Annotated in this window: 21 protein-coding genes; 16 read left to right on the top strand and 5 right to left on the bottom strand. The window is 70.5% G+C overall.

Going from position 1 to position 16,920, the window contains the following annotated elements:
* Positions 1-56: 56 nt before the first annotated feature.
* From GTY96_RS36115 to GTY96_RS36095, 5 genes are all read right to left on the bottom strand, one after another.
* Positions 57-1,007: a metallophosphoesterase family protein gene (locus GTY96_RS36115; RefSeq protein ID WP_143908358.1), complete on the bottom strand. Its 951-nt coding sequence runs from the start codon at positions 1,005-1,007 to the stop codon at positions 57-59.
* A 13-nt stretch (positions 1,008-1,020) separates the two neighbouring features.
* On the bottom strand, positions 1,021-2,382 hold the full coding sequence (locus GTY96_RS36110) for a sensor histidine kinase (RefSeq protein WP_143908360.1): 1,362 nt from the start codon (positions 2,380-2,382) through the stop codon (positions 1,021-1,023).
* 10 nt (positions 2,383-2,392) lie between these two features.
* On the bottom strand, positions 2,393-3,073 hold the full coding sequence (locus tag GTY96_RS36105; protein WP_143908362.1) for a winged helix-turn-helix domain-containing protein: 681 nt from the start codon (positions 3,071-3,073) through the stop codon (positions 2,393-2,395).
* A 139-nt stretch (positions 3,074-3,212) separates the two neighbouring features.
* On the bottom strand, positions 3,213-3,710 hold the full coding sequence (locus GTY96_RS36100) for a hypothetical protein (RefSeq protein WP_235686115.1): 498 nt from the start codon (positions 3,708-3,710) through the stop codon (positions 3,213-3,215).
* The gene (locus GTY96_RS36095) at positions 3,707-4,582 is read right to left on the bottom strand and encodes a hypothetical protein (RefSeq protein ID WP_186002173.1); all 876 of its coding nucleotides are present in this window, start codon (positions 4,580-4,582) and stop codon (positions 3,707-3,709) included. The genes GTY96_RS36100 and GTY96_RS36095 overlap by 4 nt, the downstream gene beginning before the upstream one ends.
* Positions 4,583-4,804: 222 nt before the next feature.
* On the opposite strand from GTY96_RS36095, the gene GTY96_RS36090 reads away from it, so the two are divergent.
* The 16 genes from GTY96_RS36090 (at position 4,805) to GTY96_RS36015 (ending at position 16,885) form a co-directional block, all read left to right on the top strand.
* Positions 4,805-5,404, top strand: coding sequence for a YceD family protein (locus tag GTY96_RS36090; protein ID WP_143908367.1), 600 nt, complete (start codon positions 4,805-4,807; stop codon positions 5,402-5,404).
* Positions 5,405-5,462: 58 nt separating this feature from the next.
* Positions 5,463-5,651: a 50S ribosomal protein L32 gene (gene rpmF, locus GTY96_RS36085; RefSeq protein ID WP_014395447.1), complete on the top strand. Its 189-nt coding sequence runs from the start codon at positions 5,463-5,465 to the stop codon at positions 5,649-5,651.
* A gap of 19 nt (positions 5,652-5,670) precedes the next feature.
* Positions 5,671-6,732, top strand: coding sequence for a phosphate acyltransferase PlsX (plsX, locus tag GTY96_RS36080; RefSeq protein WP_143908369.1), 1,062 nt, complete (start codon positions 5,671-5,673; stop codon positions 6,730-6,732).
* 50 nt (positions 6,733-6,782) lie between these two features.
* Entirely contained in the window at positions 6,783-7,784 is a 1,002-nt protein-coding gene (locus GTY96_RS36075) for a beta-ketoacyl-ACP synthase III (RefSeq protein ID WP_161667082.1), read from the top strand.
* A 28-nt stretch (positions 7,785-7,812) separates the two neighbouring features.
* Positions 7,813-8,751: an ACP S-malonyltransferase gene (gene fabD, locus GTY96_RS36070; protein WP_143908373.1), complete on the top strand. Its 939-nt coding sequence runs from the start codon at positions 7,813-7,815 to the stop codon at positions 8,749-8,751.
* The gene (fabG, locus tag GTY96_RS36065; protein ID WP_143908375.1) at positions 8,748-9,497 is read left to right on the top strand and encodes a 3-oxoacyl-[acyl-carrier-protein] reductase; all 750 of its coding nucleotides are present in this window, start codon (positions 8,748-8,750) and stop codon (positions 9,495-9,497) included. Before fabD ends, fabG begins: the two co-directional genes overlap by 4 nt.
* A gap of 105 nt (positions 9,498-9,602) precedes the next feature.
* The gene (gene acpP, locus GTY96_RS36060) at positions 9,603-9,848 is read left to right on the top strand and encodes an acyl carrier protein (protein ID WP_143908377.1); all 246 of its coding nucleotides are present in this window, start codon (positions 9,603-9,605) and stop codon (positions 9,846-9,848) included.
* Positions 9,849-9,933: 85 nt separating this feature from the next.
* Entirely contained in the window at positions 9,934-11,190 is a 1,257-nt protein-coding gene (gene fabF / locus GTY96_RS36055) for a beta-ketoacyl-ACP synthase II (protein WP_143908379.1), read from the top strand.
* A 104-nt stretch (positions 11,191-11,294) separates the two neighbouring features.
* The gene (gene rpiB, locus GTY96_RS36050) at positions 11,295-11,741 is read left to right on the top strand and encodes a ribose 5-phosphate isomerase B (protein ID WP_161667081.1); all 447 of its coding nucleotides are present in this window, start codon (positions 11,295-11,297) and stop codon (positions 11,739-11,741) included.
* Between the two features lie 54 nt (positions 11,742-11,795).
* Positions 11,796-13,052, top strand: coding sequence for a serine hydroxymethyltransferase (locus GTY96_RS36045; RefSeq protein WP_143908383.1), 1,257 nt, complete (start codon positions 11,796-11,798; stop codon positions 13,050-13,052).
* Positions 13,053-13,059: 7 nt separating this feature from the next.
* The gene (gene nrdR / locus GTY96_RS36040) at positions 13,060-13,563 is read left to right on the top strand and encodes a transcriptional regulator NrdR (RefSeq protein ID WP_143908385.1); all 504 of its coding nucleotides are present in this window, start codon (positions 13,060-13,062) and stop codon (positions 13,561-13,563) included.
* A gap of 10 nt (positions 13,564-13,573) precedes the next feature.
* Positions 13,574-14,737: a bifunctional diaminohydroxyphosphoribosylaminopyrimidine deaminase/5-amino-6-(5-phosphoribosylamino)uracil reductase RibD gene (gene ribD / locus GTY96_RS36035; protein ID WP_161667080.1), complete on the top strand. Its 1,164-nt coding sequence runs from the start codon at positions 13,574-13,576 to the stop codon at positions 14,735-14,737.
* Positions 14,738-14,778: 41 nt separating this feature from the next.
* A complete protein-coding gene (locus tag GTY96_RS36030; protein ID WP_161667079.1) occupies positions 14,779-15,441 on the top strand; it encodes a riboflavin synthase in 663 nt (220 codons plus the stop codon).
* Positions 15,442-15,468: 27 nt separating this feature from the next.
* Positions 15,469-15,969 (top strand): 6,7-dimethyl-8-ribityllumazine synthase, encoded by a 501-nt coding sequence (gene ribH / locus GTY96_RS36025; protein ID WP_143908391.1) that lies wholly within the window; start codon positions 15,469-15,471, stop codon positions 15,967-15,969.
* A 5-nt stretch (positions 15,970-15,974) separates the two neighbouring features.
* Positions 15,975-16,397 carry a transcription antitermination factor NusB gene (nusB, locus tag GTY96_RS36020; RefSeq protein WP_143908393.1) on the top strand — a complete coding sequence of 141 codons (423 nt, stop codon included), beginning with the start codon at positions 15,975-15,977 and terminating at the stop codon, positions 16,395-16,397.
* The gene (locus GTY96_RS36015) at positions 16,394-16,885 is read left to right on the top strand and encodes a M17 family peptidase N-terminal domain-containing protein (RefSeq protein ID WP_143908395.1); all 492 of its coding nucleotides are present in this window, start codon (positions 16,394-16,396) and stop codon (positions 16,883-16,885) included. The genes nusB and GTY96_RS36015 overlap by 4 nt, the downstream gene beginning before the upstream one ends.
* Positions 16,886-16,920 lie beyond the last annotated feature (35 nt).

Here is a 16,920-nt window from a genome sequence, read left to right as displayed (position 1 = left end):
CCTGTCCATTCCCGGACGGGCCGGCCCCACGCGCGCGCACCCGGTGGGCGTTCGCCTCACCCGTCCAGGTCGTTGAGCGCGTCGAGCGGCAGCGGAGCGGCGCCCGTCACCGTGCCGTCCATGTCCGTGGGCAGCGTGGACGGATCGACCTCCGGGGGAGGCCCATTCTCGAACGGCGCGGCGAGCGTGGGCCGCGAGCCCGCGGCCCCGGGCGGAGGACGCAGCACGGGCCCCGGCGGTGGCAGCCCCGAGTGCCGCCGGGCGGCCTCCATCAACGCGTTGTGGTGCCGGTAGCGCGCCTCCACGAGCTTGTGGATGAGCAGCGGCCCTCCAGGCACGCGGCGCGCTGTGAGGGCCTGCGTGGCCTTGCGCACCGGGTAGCGCACGCGGCGGATCTGCACGCGCCAGCCCTTGGGGGTGAAGGTGAAGACGCCGTAGGCGGGGCGCAGGTCCCCGTCGCGCGGGATGCCGGCGCTGGCCACGTCCGCGATGAGCATCCGGCCCACGCGCCGCCGGTAGGGGAAGTGCAGGTGCCCGAAGGCGCACGCCGCCGCGTCCAGGTGCGTGAAGAAGCGGCGCACCGCGTGGTCGTCCAGCGTGGGGTCCAGGGACTCTTCCAGGTTGCGCGGGTTCGCGTGGCAGATGAACAGGTCCTGCCCCTTGCGCGGCGTGTAGCGCAGCGAGAAGGGCATCTGTCCCAGCTGCTGCAACAGCGCGTCACCCAGCTGGTCGCGCGTCCAGCGCAAGAGCTCCGTCTTCCAGTGGTCCCGCTCGCGGTACGCGCCGCCCAGGTAGTTGCCGGCCAGGTACGCGTCCGTGTTGCCCATGATGAGCGCGTGGCAGCGGCTGAAGAGCAGCTCCACCGTCTCGCGCGGGTGCGCGCCGCGCAGCGCCAGGTCTCCGGCCGCGACGATGTAATCCGGCGCCACCGACTTGGTGATGTCGTCCAGCACGGCCTCGCAGGCCGGAAGGTTCCCGTGAATGTCCGCGAGGATGGCGACCCGCATGGCCGCCCCCATCCTAGCCCGTCGCCGCCGTCGAGCCAGCCGCCGAGGGTAGAAAAATGACGAAGGTACTGCCCGCGTTCGGCTGGCTCTCCACCTTCACCTCGCCGTCCATCGCGCCCATCAGATGCTTCACGATGGAAAGGCCCAGTCCCGTCCCCCCCATGTCCCGGCTGCGACCCTTGTCCACCCGGTAGAATCGCTCGAAAATCCGGGAAAGATGTTTGGACTCGATTCCCACGCCTGTGTCGCGCACGCGCACGACGCAGCGGCCTCCCTCATACGCTCCGTCCACGTCCACCCGGCCGCCCGCGGGCGTGTACTTCACCGCGTTGTCGAGCAGGTTGAGGAGCACCTGCTCGATGGCCCGCCCATCCCCCATCGCCACCAGCTCCGGCGGCACGTGGAGGCCCAGCTGCTGGTTCTTGCCCTCGGCCTTGGGGCGCACCCCTTCGGCGGCGCGGGAGACGGCCAGGGCCAGGGGGACCTCCGTGCGCTGGAAGATCATCTCGCGCGCCTCCAGGCGCGAGAGCTCCAGCAGGTCCTCCACCAGCTCGGAGAGGCGCTCGGACTGGCGGTGGATGATCTCCACCATCTTCGGGGCCACCTGGGTGTCCTGGAGCGCGCCACCCTGGAGCGTCTCCGCGTAGCCGCGGATGGCGGTGATGGGCGTGCGCAGCTCGTGCGACACGTTGGCCACGAAGTCCTTGCGCACCTTCTCCAGCCTGCGCAGCTCGGTGACGTCATGGAAGACGGCGGCGCTGCCGGGCAGGTCGCGGCCCACGGGCGTCACGCGTACAGCCAGCGTGCGGGAGTACAGGCCCTCGAGCGTCAGCTCCAGCCGCGTGGACGTGCCCTCCTGGCACGCGCGGGCCACCGCGTCGTTGAGGGCTTCGTTGCGGATGAGCGCGAGCGGCCGCTGCCCCACGATGGCTTCGTGCGCGGGCAGCAGCATCTCCGCGAGCGCGTCGTTGTGGCGCACCACGGTGCCCTCCGCGTCCGTCACCCAGAGGCCCTCCGCCATGCCGTCCAGCACGGCGGTGAGGATGCGGGCCTCCTGGTTGAGCGCCGCGGCGCGCGTGGACAGCCGGTCGTCCAGCGTGTCGATGGCGTCTTCCAACTGGGCCAGGTCGTCGGTGCGCTCCAGGCTCGCGGGGGGCGTCACCTGCACGCCCTCCGCCAGCGACTGCGTCTTCTGGGTCAGCGCGCGAAGCTGGCGTTCCATCGCCACGCGGCTGGTGCCCAGCGCCAGCGCGGAGCCCGCGAGCGTGACGAGCCCCGCCGCGAGCGCGCCCGCCGGGTGCCCGAAGAGCACGAGCAGCGTCGCGACCAGGAGAGGCGGAACCAACAGGGAGAGGAGCGTGAAGCGCAGGGGCATGGCGTGGGGCTCACGGAGGGCTGAGCTTGTAGCCCACGCCGCGCACGGTCTCGATGATGTCGCCCGCGGGGCCCAGCTTCTCGCGCAGGCGCTTGATGTGCGTGTCCACGGTGCGGGTGTGGATCTCCGCCTGGATGCCCCAGACGTCGGACAGGAGCACCTCGCGCGTCTGCACGCGGTCGCTGCGCTCCAGCAGCGTGCGCAGCAGGCGGAACTCCAGCGCGGTGAGCACCACCTCCTCGCCCTTCACGCGCACCTGGTGGCGGGACGTGTCCAGGCTGATCTCCCCCGCGACCAGCAGCGCGGCGGGGCCTTCCTCCGCGTCCGCGCGGCGCAGCACGGCCTTCACGCGCAGCAGCAGCTCGCGCACGGAGAAGGGCTTCACCACGTAGTCGTCCGCGCCCAGCTCCAGGCCCTGGATGCGGTCGGCCTCCTGGCCCTTGGCGCTGACGATGACGACCGCGGCCTTCTTCATCTCCGGGTCGCTCTTGAGCATGCGGAGGACCTCCCCGCCCGCCACGTCCGGCAGCATCAGGTCCAGCAGCACCAGGTCCGGAGGGTGGGCCCGGGCCCGGGCGAGTCCCCCCGCGCCGGTGTTCGCGGTGTCGGTTTCAAAGCCCGCCGCGCGGAGGTTGTAGTCGACGAGTCCGGCCAGGTCCTGCTCGTCCTCGATGATGAGGATGCGCGCCATGAAGGGTGCTCCCGCGAAGGGGATGGAGTGCGTGGCGTCCCGTAACAGATTCGTTCCGCCTCGCTCGGGACAACCATGTGACATCCGCGCGCCATGCCCGCTCGCCTCCCCAGCCTGCGACGGGCGGGCGGCCCCGCCCTCAGCGGGGGAACACCGGGTTGCAGTCCTGGGGGTTCAGCTCGATGGGGGCCGCCACCAGGGTCGCGTTCTGTCCCACGTTCACCACGCGCAGGTAGTTGCACGAGCTGCCCAGGAAGCGCGTCGGGGTGTCGGCCGTCAGGGCCTCGATGACGACCGCGTAGTCGCGGCCCACCGGCACGTCCACCGCCAGCCCCATGTCCGCGCCGCCGGCGGCGGACGGAAAGCGCAGCGTGCGCCCCGACTTCCCGTTCCCATCCTTCAGCTCCAGCAGTGCGTCCGGCTCCACCTGGGTGGAGAGGCAGGTGCGCTGCAGCTCCGCGCAGTTGCGCTTCGTGCCGTCCTTCAGCACGGACACCTGGTAGGCGCCCACCTGGCTGGCCACGGCGCGGCTCAGGGTGACCTCCAGTCCCACCGGCAGCGTGTCCGAACCGGTGTCCGGCCCACAGCCGATGACCAGCGCGACAAGGCCCATGCCCAGGCTTCCAGGTCGTCTCATGGCGCGGCGCCCTCCACGCGGATGGTGATGGGCACCCGGCCGCGCTCCTCCGACGACGACAGGGCCACCACCCCGGCGGTGCCGCCCACGGCCACCGCGCCCACGGCCACCCAGAGCCAGGGGCTCTTGTACCAGGGGCGGCTTGGCCCTTCCGTCAGCGCGGCGGTCGCCGGCGCGGTCCGGGACGCCACCTGGAAGAGCAGGGGATGGAATGGGTCGCCGCGTCCCGCGAGCCGCCGCTGGGCCGCGTCCACGACCTCGAAGTAGTACTCCACCTCGTAGGAGGTGCTCTCCACGGGCAGCTCGTAGGCGGGCAGCACGGCGCTGTAGTGCTCGGCCTGGGCGCGGTCGCGCACGAAGTCCACCGAGGAGAAGCCCTGGGCTCCCGCGCGCCGGTAGAACAGCCGCGCTCGCGCGCCCAGCGCCATGTCGCGGAGGGTGGCGTCCACCTGGACGCGTTCGCCGGGCGCCGGGTCCGGGATGGGATCCACCTCCAGCGTGACGGGATGGACGCGGCGGTGGCGGAGGTCCTCCTTCAGCTTCGCGAAGACGGCGCGGACCTTCGGAGGCGCGGAGCGGGGCAGCTCGAAGTCCGGCCGGGCCTGGAGCAGCTTCTCGTACGCCCCGCGCGCCAGGGCCTCGTCGCCCAGGTAGAGGGCGGTGAGCCCCTGCAGGCGGTAGAGTTCCACCAGCTCGTCGTCCGTGACGTCGGGCGCATCCAGGCCGCGCTGGACCGCGGCCAGGGCTTCCTGGAAGCGGCCTGTCTCCAACAGGTCCTTCGCCTCGCCGATGGCGGGACTCGCCGGGCCAAGCTGGAAGAGCAGGGGTGGAGGGGGAAGGGGCGCACGGGCCTGCGCTGGCAGGGCGAGCATCAGCCCGAGCCCCCAGACGCAGAGTGCGCCCCGCCAACCTTGGGCGGGGGCGCGCATCGGTTGGAAAGCTACCAGAAGCGCTGTTGAAGGGATCCACGCACCGGGGGCTCCGGCCGTGAAGGAGTGGAGGCCGGGCCTGGGGCGGGGTTGTCGAACGCGGCGTGTTGACTGACGGGGGGACTCCCTCTATGTTGCGCGCCCTTTTGCCGGGAAGCCTTGTAGATGGTCGTAAAGATTGAACAAATCAAAGAAGCGGGGCTGAAGCTCGACGAGCCCATCGCTCTCGGACTCCTCAAGGAGGCCCTGGAAGGCTCGGCGTCCGGCGAGGGCACTGGCTTCCAGCCCACCCAGCCGTCGACGCTGCACGCCACCCTGCGCAAGCTCAGCGGCGGCGTGCTGCTGGAGGGTCGTTTCACGGCCCACGTGGCGGCGCCGTGCAAGCGCTGCCTCGCCGACGTGACGCTGGACCTCCCGGTGTCCTTCATCATCAACCTGGTGCCGGAGTCCCTGGCCCGGGGCGACGACTTCAAGGACGACGACGAGAAGTCCATGGAGAAGAAGGAGCGCACCCAGGGTGAATCCGGGGGCACCTTCGAAATGGACGACGCGGACGAGCAGGTTTTCGATGGGAAGACGATCGATCTGGATCCGATCGTCCGGGAACAGGTATTGCTCGCGCTCCCGATGAGCGCGGTCTGTCGGGAAGACTGCCAGGGGCTCTGCTCGCAGTGCGGCCAGAACCTCAACGACAAGAAGTGCGGTTGCGAGCCGAAGGTCGTGGACCCTCGACTGTCGCCGCTGAAGAACATCAAGCTGAACTGACGGTCCCTATGCCCCTCGCAAGGCGCGAGGGGGGACGGGTCCGATGCCGAGGTGAGCCGTGGGAGTTCCCAAGAAGCGGACGTCGAAGATGCGCCGGGACCGTCGTCGGGCCGGCAACAACAACCTGCGGACCCCCGTCCAGGTCATCAAGTGCTCCAAGTGCAAGGAGCCCGTGATGCCGCACCGCGCCTGCGCGGCCTGTGGCAACTACGGGGGCCGTGAGGTCATCGCGACCGCCGCGGAGTAGTTGAAAGCGGAGGCTGCCGGTGCGGCTCGTCCTCGACGCGATGGGTGGCGACCACGCCCCTGACGCGGTCGTGGAAGGGGGCGTGCTGTTCGCGCGAGCGTATCCCGGGCACGAACTCGTGCTGGTCGGGGACGCCACGCGTGTACGCCCCGTGCTGGAGCGCGCCGGTGCACCCGACAACGTCCAGCTCCACCACGCGTCCGAAGTGGTGGAGATGGACGACCCCGCGACCGCCGCGTTCCGGCGCAAGCGGGACTCCTCGCTCCGGGTGGGCTTCGCGCTCGTCCGGCAAGGGGAGGCGTCCGCCCTGGTCTCGGCGGGCAACTCTGGCGCGGTGATGGCCGGTGGCATGTTGACGCTCGGCCGGATCCCCGGCGTGGAGCGCCCGGCCATCGCGGCCCTGTTCCCGGCGCTGAAGGGCGGAGGCCGCTGCCTGCTGCTGGATGCGGGCGCCAACGTGGACTGCCGCGCCTCGCACCTGGCCCAGTTCGCCGTCCTGGGAGAGGCGTACCTGCGCACGCGCCTGGGCGTGAAGCGCCCCCGGGTGGCGGTGCTCTCCAACGGCGAGGAGGAGTCCAAGGGCACGCAGCTCACCCGGGACGCCAGCGCGCTCTTGCGCCGCTCGGACCTGGACTTCGTGGGCTACGTGGAGGGCAAGGACCTGTTCTCCGGAGACGTGGAGGTCGTCGTCACCGACGGCTTCACCGGCAACATCGTCCTCAAGACCTCCGAGGGCGTGGGCATGGGCATCACCGGCCTGCTTCGCCAGGCGATTGAGAAGCGCGGCGGCCTGCCGGAGAAGCTGGGCGCGCTGCTCCTCAAGCCCACCTTGCTGGGGCTGCGCCGCGTCATGGACTACGCCGAATATGGAGGTGCGCCGCTCCTGGGCCTCCAGGGAGTGGGCATCGTCGCGCACGGCCGCTCCTCTCCCCGCGCCATCCACAACGCGCTCGTCACCGCGCTGCAGCATGTTCGCGCGGGCGTGCAGGAAGAGCTGACGCGCTGCATCGCCAATGCCGCCGCCTGGCTTCCTCCCCACCAACGGGGAAGGAAGGCGGACGGGGAAGATGGCGGCGATTAGAGCGCGTCGCCCGGGCGTTGGACTCCGATGACTCCCGGAGGCACGCACCCGTGGCACGCACGCACATCATCGGAACCGGTTCCTACGCGCCCACGCGGGTCCTGACCAACCAGGATCTGGAGCGCCTGGTCGACACGAGCGATGCGTGGATCCGCGAGCGCACCGGCATCCAGGAGCGCCGCCTGGCCGCCCCCGACGAGGCGACGAGCGACCTGGCCGTGGAGGCCTCCCGCCACGCGCTGGAGATGGCGGGCGTGGCGCCCGAGGACCTGGAGCTCATCGTCGTGGGCACCGTCACCGCGGACATGCCCATGCCGTCGTGCGCGGCGCTGGTGCAGGCGAAGCTGGGCGCCCGGCGCGCCTTCGCGTTCGACGTGTCCGCCGCCTGCGCCGGAGGGCTGTACGCGCTGAGCGTGGCGGATCAATTCGTCCGCACCGGCCAGGTGAAGCGCGCGCTCGTCGTGGGCGCGGACGTGCTCACCCGCGCGGTGAACTGGACGGACCGCGACACCTGCGTCCTCTTCGGGGACGGGGCGGGCGCGCTGGTGCTGGGCGCGGGCCCGGAAGGGGAGTCCGACGCCATGGCGCCCCGCGGCATCCTCTCCACCCACCTGCGGACCGACGGTGCGTTGGCGAACCTGCTCTGCATCCCCGCGGGCGGCTCCCGCACCCCCGTCACCGCGGACAACGTGGATGCAAATCTTCACAAGCTCAAGATGAACGGGAGGGAGGTCTTCCGCTTCGCGGTGCGCGCGCTGGTGGAATCCACTCAGGCGTCATTGGGGGCCCATGGGATGGCTCCGACGCAGGTGGACCACGTCATCGCGCATCAGGCCAACCTGCGAATCCTGGAAGCCGTGCTGGAGCGGCTGGAGATTCCGCGGGAAAAATGCTGGCTCAACCTGCACAAGTACGGCAACACATCGTCCGCCTCGCTGCCCATGTCACTGGACGAGGCGCAGCGCGCCGGCCGCCTCAAGCGCGGGGACGTCATCGCGATGATGGCCATCGGCGCGGGCATGGCGTGGGGCAGCGCGGTGGTGCGCTGGTAGGCAGGACGACACAAGGAAGGACCGCAACATGGCGAAGGTCGCGTTCGTGTTTCCCGGGCAAGGCAGTCAGGCCGTGGGGATGGGCAAGGACCTCTACGAGCAGTTCCCCGAAGCGCGGGCCGTCTTCGACGCCGTGGACGACGCGCTCAACGAGAAGCTCTCCACCACCTGCTTCAGCGGCCCGGAGGACGCGCTGAAGCTCACCGCCACCACCCAGCCGGCCATCCTCACGGTGTCGGCCGCGGTTCACGCGGTGTTCCAGAAGCGCGGCCCCGCCCCGGCGTTCGTCGCGGGCCACTCGCTGGGGGAATACTCCGCGCTGGTGGCCGCGGGCGCGATGGCGCTCCAGGACGCGGCGCGGGCGGTGCGCGCGCGCGGCACGTTCATGCAGGAGGCGGTGCCCGTGGGCGTGGGCGCCATGTCGGTCGTCCTGGGCCTGGGCCCGGACGCGGTGAAGGCGGCCTGCGACGCCGCGGCGGAAGGGGAGGTCGTCTCTCCCGCCAACTACAACTCGCCCGAGCAGACGGTCATCGCCGGCCACGCGGGCGCGGTGGAGCGCGCGGGCGCGAAGTGCAAGGAGGCCGGGGCCAAGCGGGTGATGCCGCTGCCCGTCTCCGCGCCCTTCCACTGCGCGCTGATGGACCCCGTGAAGCCGAAGCTCGCGGAGGTGCTGGCGGGCGTGCGCATCCTGGCCCCGTCCGTGCCGGTGGTGAGCAACGTGGAGGCCACGCCCAACTCGGACGCGTCCCGCGTGGTGCCGCTGCTCCTGGAGCAGGTGAGCGCGCCGGTGCGCTGGATTGAGTGCGTGGAGGCGCTGAAGGCGAACGGCGTCACGCACGTGGTGGAGCTGGGGCCGGGCAAGGTGCTGGGCGGCCTCATCAAGCGAATCACCAAGGACATCGAATCGTTCAACGTCGAGAACGCCGCGACCCTGGAGAAGGTGCTCGCCGCGTTGGGGGCAGCATGAGCGGCTTCAAGGACAAGGTGGTGCTGGTGACGGGCGGCTCGCGCGGCATTGGCCGGGCGTGCGCGCAGGCGTTCGCGAACGCGGGCGCCTCCACCGTGGTCATCAGCTACGTGGGCAACGAGGCCGCCGCGCAGGAGACGGTGGGCCTGCTCCAGCAGGCGGGCGCGAAGGCGGAGGCCGTCCGCTTCGACCTGGCGGACACCGCCGCTTGCGCCAGCGCCCTGGAGGGCATCGTCAAGACGCACGGCCGGCTGGACGTGCTCGTCAACAACGCGGGCATGGCGGTGGATGGCCTGGTCATGCGCGTCAAGGACGAGGACTGGGACCGGCAGCTGGACACCAACCTGCGCGGCGCCTTCGCGCTCATCCGCGCCGCCAGCCGGCCCATGATGAAGCAGAAGGCCGGGGCCATCATCAACATCACCTCCGTGGTGGGCGAGATGGGCAACCCCGGGCAGGCCGCCTACTCGGCCGCCAAGGCGGGGCTTATCGGCCTGACGAAGACGGTGGCCCGGGAGCTGGCCAGCCGGAACATCCGCGTCAACGCCGTCTCCCCGGGCTTCATCGGCACGGACATGACCTCCCACCTCGACGACGAGCTGCGGCAGAAGATGGTGGGCGGCATCGCGCTGGGCCGCCTGGGCAACCCGGAGGAGGTCGCCGGGGCCGTGCTGTTCCTCGCGAGTGATGCGGCGTCCTACATCACCGGCGAGGTCCTGAGGGTCAACGGCGGCATGTACATGTAAGCCAAGGTTGGATTGGCGCCGGGCGTGGGATATACCGCGCCCGCCTTGAAGACGGCCCGCGAGTCAACTGACGGGCCCCATCTGTAGCTGGAGGGTTCTGCACGTATGTCCAACGCAATCGACGTGGAAGCCAAGATCAAGTCCATCATCGCCGACCAGCTCGGCGTGAGCGAGGATGAGATCAAGCCCGAGTCGTCCTTCATCGAGGACCTGGGCGCGGACAGCCTCGACATCGTCGAGCTGGTCATGGCGATGGAAGAGGAGTTCGAGGTCGAGATCCCCGACGACGAGGCGGAGAACATCAAGACCGTCGGCGACGCCGTGAACTACGTGAAAACCCACAAGAAGTAGCAGCCGCGACACCCGGAGTGTCGGGGCCATTGGGAGCGTTCATCACCGGCGCTCCGCGCCCCATCGCGGTCAGCGGAGAAGAACAGTGTCAAACCGTCGAGTCGTCATCACCGGCACCGGCCTGATTTCAGCGCTGGGCACCGGAACCGAGAAGAACTGGCAGGCGATGCTGGCCGGTCAATCCGGTATCGGTACGATCACCCGTTTCGAACTGGGGAAGCTCGACGCGCGCATCGCGGGCGAGGTGAAGGACTTCCAGCCCGAGCAGTTCATCGACAGGCGCGAGGTGCGCCGGATGGACCTGTTCGCCCAGTACGCGATGGCCGCGGCCGACATGGCGGTGAAGGAGTCGGGCCTGCCCATCGGCCCGGACGCGCCCCATGGCTACCGGCCGGAGCGCGTGGGCGTCATCGTGGGCTCTGGCATCGGGGGCATCTCCTCCTTGGAGGAGCAGCACCGCAAGGGGCTGGAGAAGGGGTTCGACCGGCTGTCGCCCTTCTTCATCATCCAGATGATCGTCAACATGGCGCCTGGGCTCATCTCCATGCGCTACAACTGCAAGGGGCCCAACTGGGCTCCGGTGTCCGCGTGCGCCACCAGCGCGCACGCCATCGGCGAGGCCTGGAAGTCCATCCGCCTGGGTGAGACGGACGCGGCCATCGCGGGTGGCGCGGAGGCGGCCATCACGCAGCTGGGCATGGGGGGCTTCTCCGTGATGAAGGCCCTGTCCACGCGCAATGACGACCCCACGGGGGCCAGCCGTCCGTTCGACAAGGAACGCGATGGCTTCGTCATGGGCGAGGGCGCGGGCATCGTCGTGCTGGAGGAGCTGGAGGCCGCGAAGAAGCGCGGCGCCAACATCCTCGCGGAGGTCGTGGGCTACGGGGCCAACTCGGACGCGTACCACGTCACCCAGCCGGCGCCGGAGGGCGAGGGCGCGGCGCGCTGCATGCGGCTGGCGCTCGAGTCCGCGGGCATGCGGCCGGAGCAGGTGGGCTACATCAACGCCCACGGCACCTCCACGCCGTTCAACGACGCCAACGAGACCAAGGCCCTGAAGGCCGTGTTCGGCGACCACGCGCGCAAGCTGGCCGTGTCGTCCACCAAGTCGATGACGGGCCACATGCTCGGCGCGGCGGGTGGCGCGGAGGCGGTGGTGAGCGTGCGGGTGCTCACGCACAACGTGCTGCCGCCCACCATCAACCAGACGACGCCGGACCCGGACTGCGACCTGGACTACGTGCCCAACACGGCGCGCGAGGCCCGCGTCGACGCGGTGATGAGCAACTCGTTCGGCTTCGGTGGCACGAACGCGGTGCTGGTGTTCAAGCGCTTCGCCTGAGGGCTTCCCGCCCGCCGCTCCCCTCAGGGGGCCCAGCGGGCAGGGGGCCGTCCTTCCAGGCCCCGCGCCCATGGAGCGCGGGCGCCGTTGACTGGAGTCCGGCCGTGAAAGTCATCCTCGCCTCCGACCACGCGGGCATCGAGCTGCGCCAGGAGCTGGTGTCGCTCCTGAAGGAGCGTGGCACCCCCTTCGAGGACCTGGGGCCCCAGACGCGTGAGTCCGTGGACTACCCGGACTTCGCCTCCCAGGTGGCCCGGGCCGTGGCCGCGGAGGCCGGCGCGCTGGGCGTGCTGGTGTGCGGCACCGGCATCGGGATGAGCATCGTGGCCAACAAGCACCGGGGCGTGCGAGCGGCCCTGTGCTCCACGGAGTTCGAGGCGCGGATGACCCGCGCGCACAACGACGCCAACGTGTTGTGTCTGGGCCAGCGCGTGGTGGGGGCCGGCGTGGCGCGCGGCATCCTGGAGGCCTTCCTCTCCACCGCCTTCGAGGGCGGCCGCCACGAGAAGCGCGTCCAGAAGATTCGCGACGTCGAGTCCCAGCAGCGCTGAGGGGCTGGACGTCCCTTCGCAGTTCCTTTCGTTCGCACGCCAGGAGGCAACCCCATGGAGAACACCCGCACGCTGTCCCAGGTGGATCCTGAAATCGCCCAGGTGCTCCGGCAGGAGACCGAGCGTCAGGAAGAGGGGCTGGAGCTCATCGCCTCGGAGAACTTCGTCAGCCCGGCGGTGATGGAGGCGGTGGGCTCGGTGCTCACCAACAAGTACGCCGAAGGCTACCCCGGCAAGCGCTACTACGGCGGCTGCGAGGTGGTGGACGTGGCGGAGAACCTGGCCATCCAGCGCGCGAAGGAGCTGTTCGGCGCGGACGCGGTGAACGTCCAGGCCCACTCCGGCAGCCAGGCCAACATGGGCGCCTTCATGGCGCTGATGAAGCCGGGCGAGACCATGCTGTCCCTGGACCTGAACTCCGGCGGCCACCTCACCCACGGCGCGGCGTTCAACTTCTCCGGCAAGCTCTACAAGGTCGTCCACTACGGCCTGTCGCGCGACACGGAGACCATCGACTTCGCGCAGGTGGAGGCGCTGGCGCTGGAGCACAAGCCCAAGGTGCTGGTGGTGGGCGCGAGCGCGTACCCGCGCACGCTCGACTTCGCGAAGTTCCGGGAGATCGCCGACAAGGTGGGCGCCGCCATGCTGGTGGACATGGCCCACATCGCGGGGCTCGTCGCCGCGGGCGTGCACCCGTCGCCGGTGCCCTTCGCCGAGATCGTCACCACCACCACGCACAAGACGCTGCGCGGCCCGCGCGGCGGCATGGTGCTCAGCCGTGAGGCGTACGCGAAGACCATCAACAGCCAGATCTTCCCCGGCATCCAGGGCGGGCCGCTGATGCACGCCATCGCGGGCAAGGCGGTGGCCTTCAAGGAAGCGCTGTCGCCGGAGTTCAAGGCGTACCAGAAGCAGATCGTCGCCAACGCCCAGGCGCTGGCGGAGGCCCTGAAGAAGGCGGGCCTGCGGCTGTGCTCGGGCGGCACGGACAACCACCTGATGCTGGTGGACCTGCGCGCCAAGAAGCTCACCGGCAAGGTGGCGGAGGAGGTGCTCGGCAAGGCGGGCATCACCGTCAACAAGAACATGATCCCCTTCGATCCGGAGAAGCCGATGACGACCTCCGGCGTCCGGGTGGGCACCCCGGCCATCACCACGCGCGGCATGCGCGAGGCGGAGATGGCGGTGGTGGGCCGGCTCATCGGCGAGGCGCTGGACGCCGCCCAGGACGACGCGGCGCTCGCGCGCGTGAAGGGCCAGGTGAAGGAGTTGAGTCAGGGCTTCCCGCTGTACGCCTCGCGGTTGAAGTAGCCCGCCCGTGCGCTGCCCCTTCTGTCAGGACCCGGAGAACAAGGTCATCGACTCGCGGGAGTCGCACGAGGGCTCCGTCATCCGGCGCCGCCGTGAGTGCCTCTCCTGCAAGCGCCGCTTCACCACGTACGAGCGGGTGGAGGAGCTCTACCCGCTCATCGTGAAGAAGGACGGGCGGCGCGAGGCGTTCGACCGCGAGAAGATGCTCAACGGCCTGAAGAAGGCGTGTGAGAAGCGCCCGGTGTCCGCCGCGCAGCTGGAGGCGACGGTGGAGGACATCGAGCGGATGCTCCAGGGGATGGGGGAGAAGGAAGTGCCTTCCTCCTCCATTGGAGAGCAGGTGATGCGGCGGCTGCAGCAACTGGACGAGGTGGCCTATGTGCGCTTCGCGTCCGTGTACCGCAGCTTCCGGGACATCTCCGAGTTCATGCACGAGCTGAAGGACCTGCTCGAGGACCAGGAGCGCGAACGCAAGGCGAAGCCGCCTGCGACCGCGCCCAAGGACGGTTAGGAAGGGCGGTATGCGCTTGCTCACGCGGTCACGGTTGCAGGCGGTGAAGGCACCTCGCTCCAAGCGCGCGGCGGACTTCGACCGCGCGGTGGCCGAGTTCTTCATGCGCATCGCGCTGGAGGAGGCCGCCAAGGGCCTGGGCCGCACCAGCCCCAACCCCGTCGTGGGCGCGGTGCTGGTGAAGGGCGGGCGCATCATCGCGCGCGGCCACCACAGGAAGGCCGGCACGGCGCACGCGGAGGTGGTGGCGCTGGAGGCGGCGGGCTCCAAGGCGCGCGGCGCGGACCTCTACACGACGCTGGAGCCGTGCGACCACTACGGGCGCACCCCGCCGTGCAGCCTGGCGGTGTTGGAGGCCGGCGTGCGGCGCGTGTTCAGCGCGTCGTCGGACCCCAACCCGCTGGTGAGCGGCAAGGGCCTCAACCGGCTCAAGCGCGGCGGCGTGGCGGTGGTGACGCATGTCCTCAAGGACGAGGCGGACGCGCTCAACCGGCCCTTCTTCAAGATGATGCGCACCGGCCTGCCGTGGGTGACGCTCAAGGCCGCGGTGACGCTGGACGGGAAGATCGCCGCGCCTGGCGGGGACTCGCGCTGGGTGACGGGCGAGGCCTCGCGCGCGTGGGTGCACCGGCTGCGCGACCAGGTGGACGCCATCCTCGTGGGGGCGAACACCGTGCGGATGGACGACCCCCAGCTCACCACCCGGCTGCCGGGCGGCGGGGGCAAGGACCCGGTGCGCGTGGTGGTGGACTCGCACCTCAAGCTGTCCCCCAACCACACCGTCTTCACCCAGCGCAGCACCGCTCGCACCGTGGTGGCGACGCTGGAGGATCCGGAGGGCCGGAGGGCGCGGCGCTTCCTGGCGCAGGGCGTGGAGGTGTGGAACGTGCGCGCGAAGCAGGACCGCGTGGACCTGAAGGCCGTCCTGCGCCGCGTGGCGAAGGAGGGGCTCAACCACGTGCTCGTGGAGGGTGGCGCGGGCCTGTACGGCACGCTGCTGCGCGAGCACCTGGCGGACGCGCTCGCCCTGTTCCTCGCTCCCAAGCTGGTGGGCGCGGGGGGGCTGTCGTGGGCGGGGGAGCTGGGCGTGAAGACCATGGCCCAGGCCCTGACTGTGAAGGACCTGACCCTGGAGAAGGTGGGGGACGACGTCCTCCTGCGCGCCCTGCTCTGAAGGCCAGCGCTCCGCCGGGGCATCCGTTATAAATCCCGGTCATGTTCACAGGCCTCATCCAGGACACCGGCACCGTCACCCGCGTCGTCGCCGGCGCGATGACCGACTTCTGGATTCGCACCTCGCTGGGCGCGGAGGCGTTCGCCCTGGGCGAATCCATCGCCGTGGATGGCGCGTGCCTCACGGTGGTGGAGAAGGGCGGGGACACCTTCCGCGTGCAGGCCGCGCCGGAGACGCTGCGACGCACCACCCTGGGGGCCCGGCGGACGGGCGACCGGGTGAACCTGGAGCGCGCGCTCGCACTGGGAGACCGGCTGGGGGGGCACCTGGTGTCGGGCCACGTGGACGCCGTCAGCGAGGTGCTGGAGACCTTCGCGGAGGGCGGCTCGTGGGTGATGGTGTTCCGGCTGCCCCCGGAGCTCGCGCCCTGCTTCATCGAGAAGGGCTCGGTGACGGTGGACGGCATCAGCCTGACGGTGAACGCGGTGGAGGCGGACCGCTTCCGGGTGCAGCTGATTCCGGAGACGCAGCACCGCACCACGCTGCACGCCAAGGGCCCCGGGGCCCAGGTGAACCTGGAGGGCGACCTGATTGGCAAGTACGTGGCCCGGCTGTTCGAGCTCCGGGGCGCTCCGGGGGCCGTCCCGGGGGTGGGCTTGACGGAGGCGGTGGTGCGGGCGGCGGGTTTCACCCCTCGCGGGTAGGGGCGCAGGTGGTGTAAGGAGCGCGCCATGCCTCGCTATTTCGAAGGGGATTTCCTCCCCCCCCAGGGCCGGTTCGCCATCTGTGTGTCCCGGTTCAACAGCTTCATCACGGAGGAGCTCTTGAAGGGCGCCGTGGACACGCTGGTCCGCCATGGCGTGAAGGACGACGCCATCGACGTGTACCGCTGCCCCGGCACCTATGAGCTGCCCGGCCTCACCCGCCGCGTGGCGGAGGGCGGCCAGTACGCGGGCCTGGTCATCCTGGGCGCGGTGATTCGCGGCGGCACCCCCCACTTCGACTACGTGGCCGGCGAGTGCGCCAAGGGCATCGGTTCGGTGGCGTTCAGCGCCGCGGCCGGGCCGAAGCCGGCGGCGGTGACGTTCGGCGTGCTCACGTGCGATACCGTGGAGCAGGCCATCGACCGCGCGGGCGTGAAGGCGGGCAACAAGGGCGCGGAGGCCGCGGTGGCCTGCATCGAGATGGTCAACCTCTTCGCGCGCATGACGGCCGCGGAGCGAAAGGGATAACCGCGATGGGCGCGCGCAGAACGGCACGAGAGCGAGCGCTGCAGGCGCTCTACCAGTTGGAGATGGCTCAGGGCGCCACGCGGGAGGCCCTGGATTCGGCGTGGGCCGCCTCCGCGGAGGAAGGCACCCCGGAGCCCGACGCGGTGAAGTTCGCCAAGGAACTGGTGGAGGGCGTGCAGGCGCACCGCGAGGAGATCGACGCGCTCATCGAGCGCCACAGCCACAACTGGCGCCTGGACCGCATGTCCCGCATCGACCGGAACGTGCTGCGGCTGGGCATCTTCGAGCTGAAGTACCGCCCGGACATCCCTCGCAAGGTGACCATCAACGAGGCGGTGGAGCTGGGGAAGAACTTCGGCAACGAGGAGTCGAGCGCCTTCGTCAACGGCCTCCTGGACCGCGTCGCGGTGGCGCTCGGGAAGCCGTGAGCCAGACGCAGACCCTGGACGTGGGCCTGGAGGGCCTGGACGCGCTGGCGGGGGTGGATGCCCTGTGCCTCTTCGTGGCCGAGGATGACCGCCCGCTGCCTTCCTCCGCGGGGTACGTGGACTGGCGGCTGTGCGGCGCCCTGTCGCGCGTGCTCCAGGGGGGCTTCTTCACCGGCGTGAAGGATGACTGGCTCCTCCTGCCGTCGGACGGGAAGCTGACCGTGCCGCGCATCTTCGTGGTGGGGTTGGGTTCGCGGAAGCGCCTGGACGGGGCCTCCCTGGGCGAGGCGCTCTCGGGCGCGGCGAAGGTGCTGAGCCGCGCGAAGGTGGAGTCGGTGGCCCTGGAGGTGCCGGGCGGGGTGGGGCTCAGCGACGCGGCTCGGGCGGAGGCGTATCAGAAGCAGTTCCTGCCCGCGTTCAAGGGGGGACGGGTGTCCCTCCTCGCGGACAAGGCGCTTGTCGGGTCGCTGTCATCCCGGAAGGGATGACGCGCAGCGTACCGGCGGGGCTTCTGCTAGCATCC

This window comes from Corallococcus silvisoli, assembly GCF_009909145.1.
GTDB lineage: Bacteria > Myxococcota > Myxococcia > Myxococcales > Myxococcaceae > Corallococcus > Corallococcus silvisoli.
Note: the sequence above shows the minus strand (reverse complement) of the source record. Positions and strands in the feature narration are given on the sequence as shown.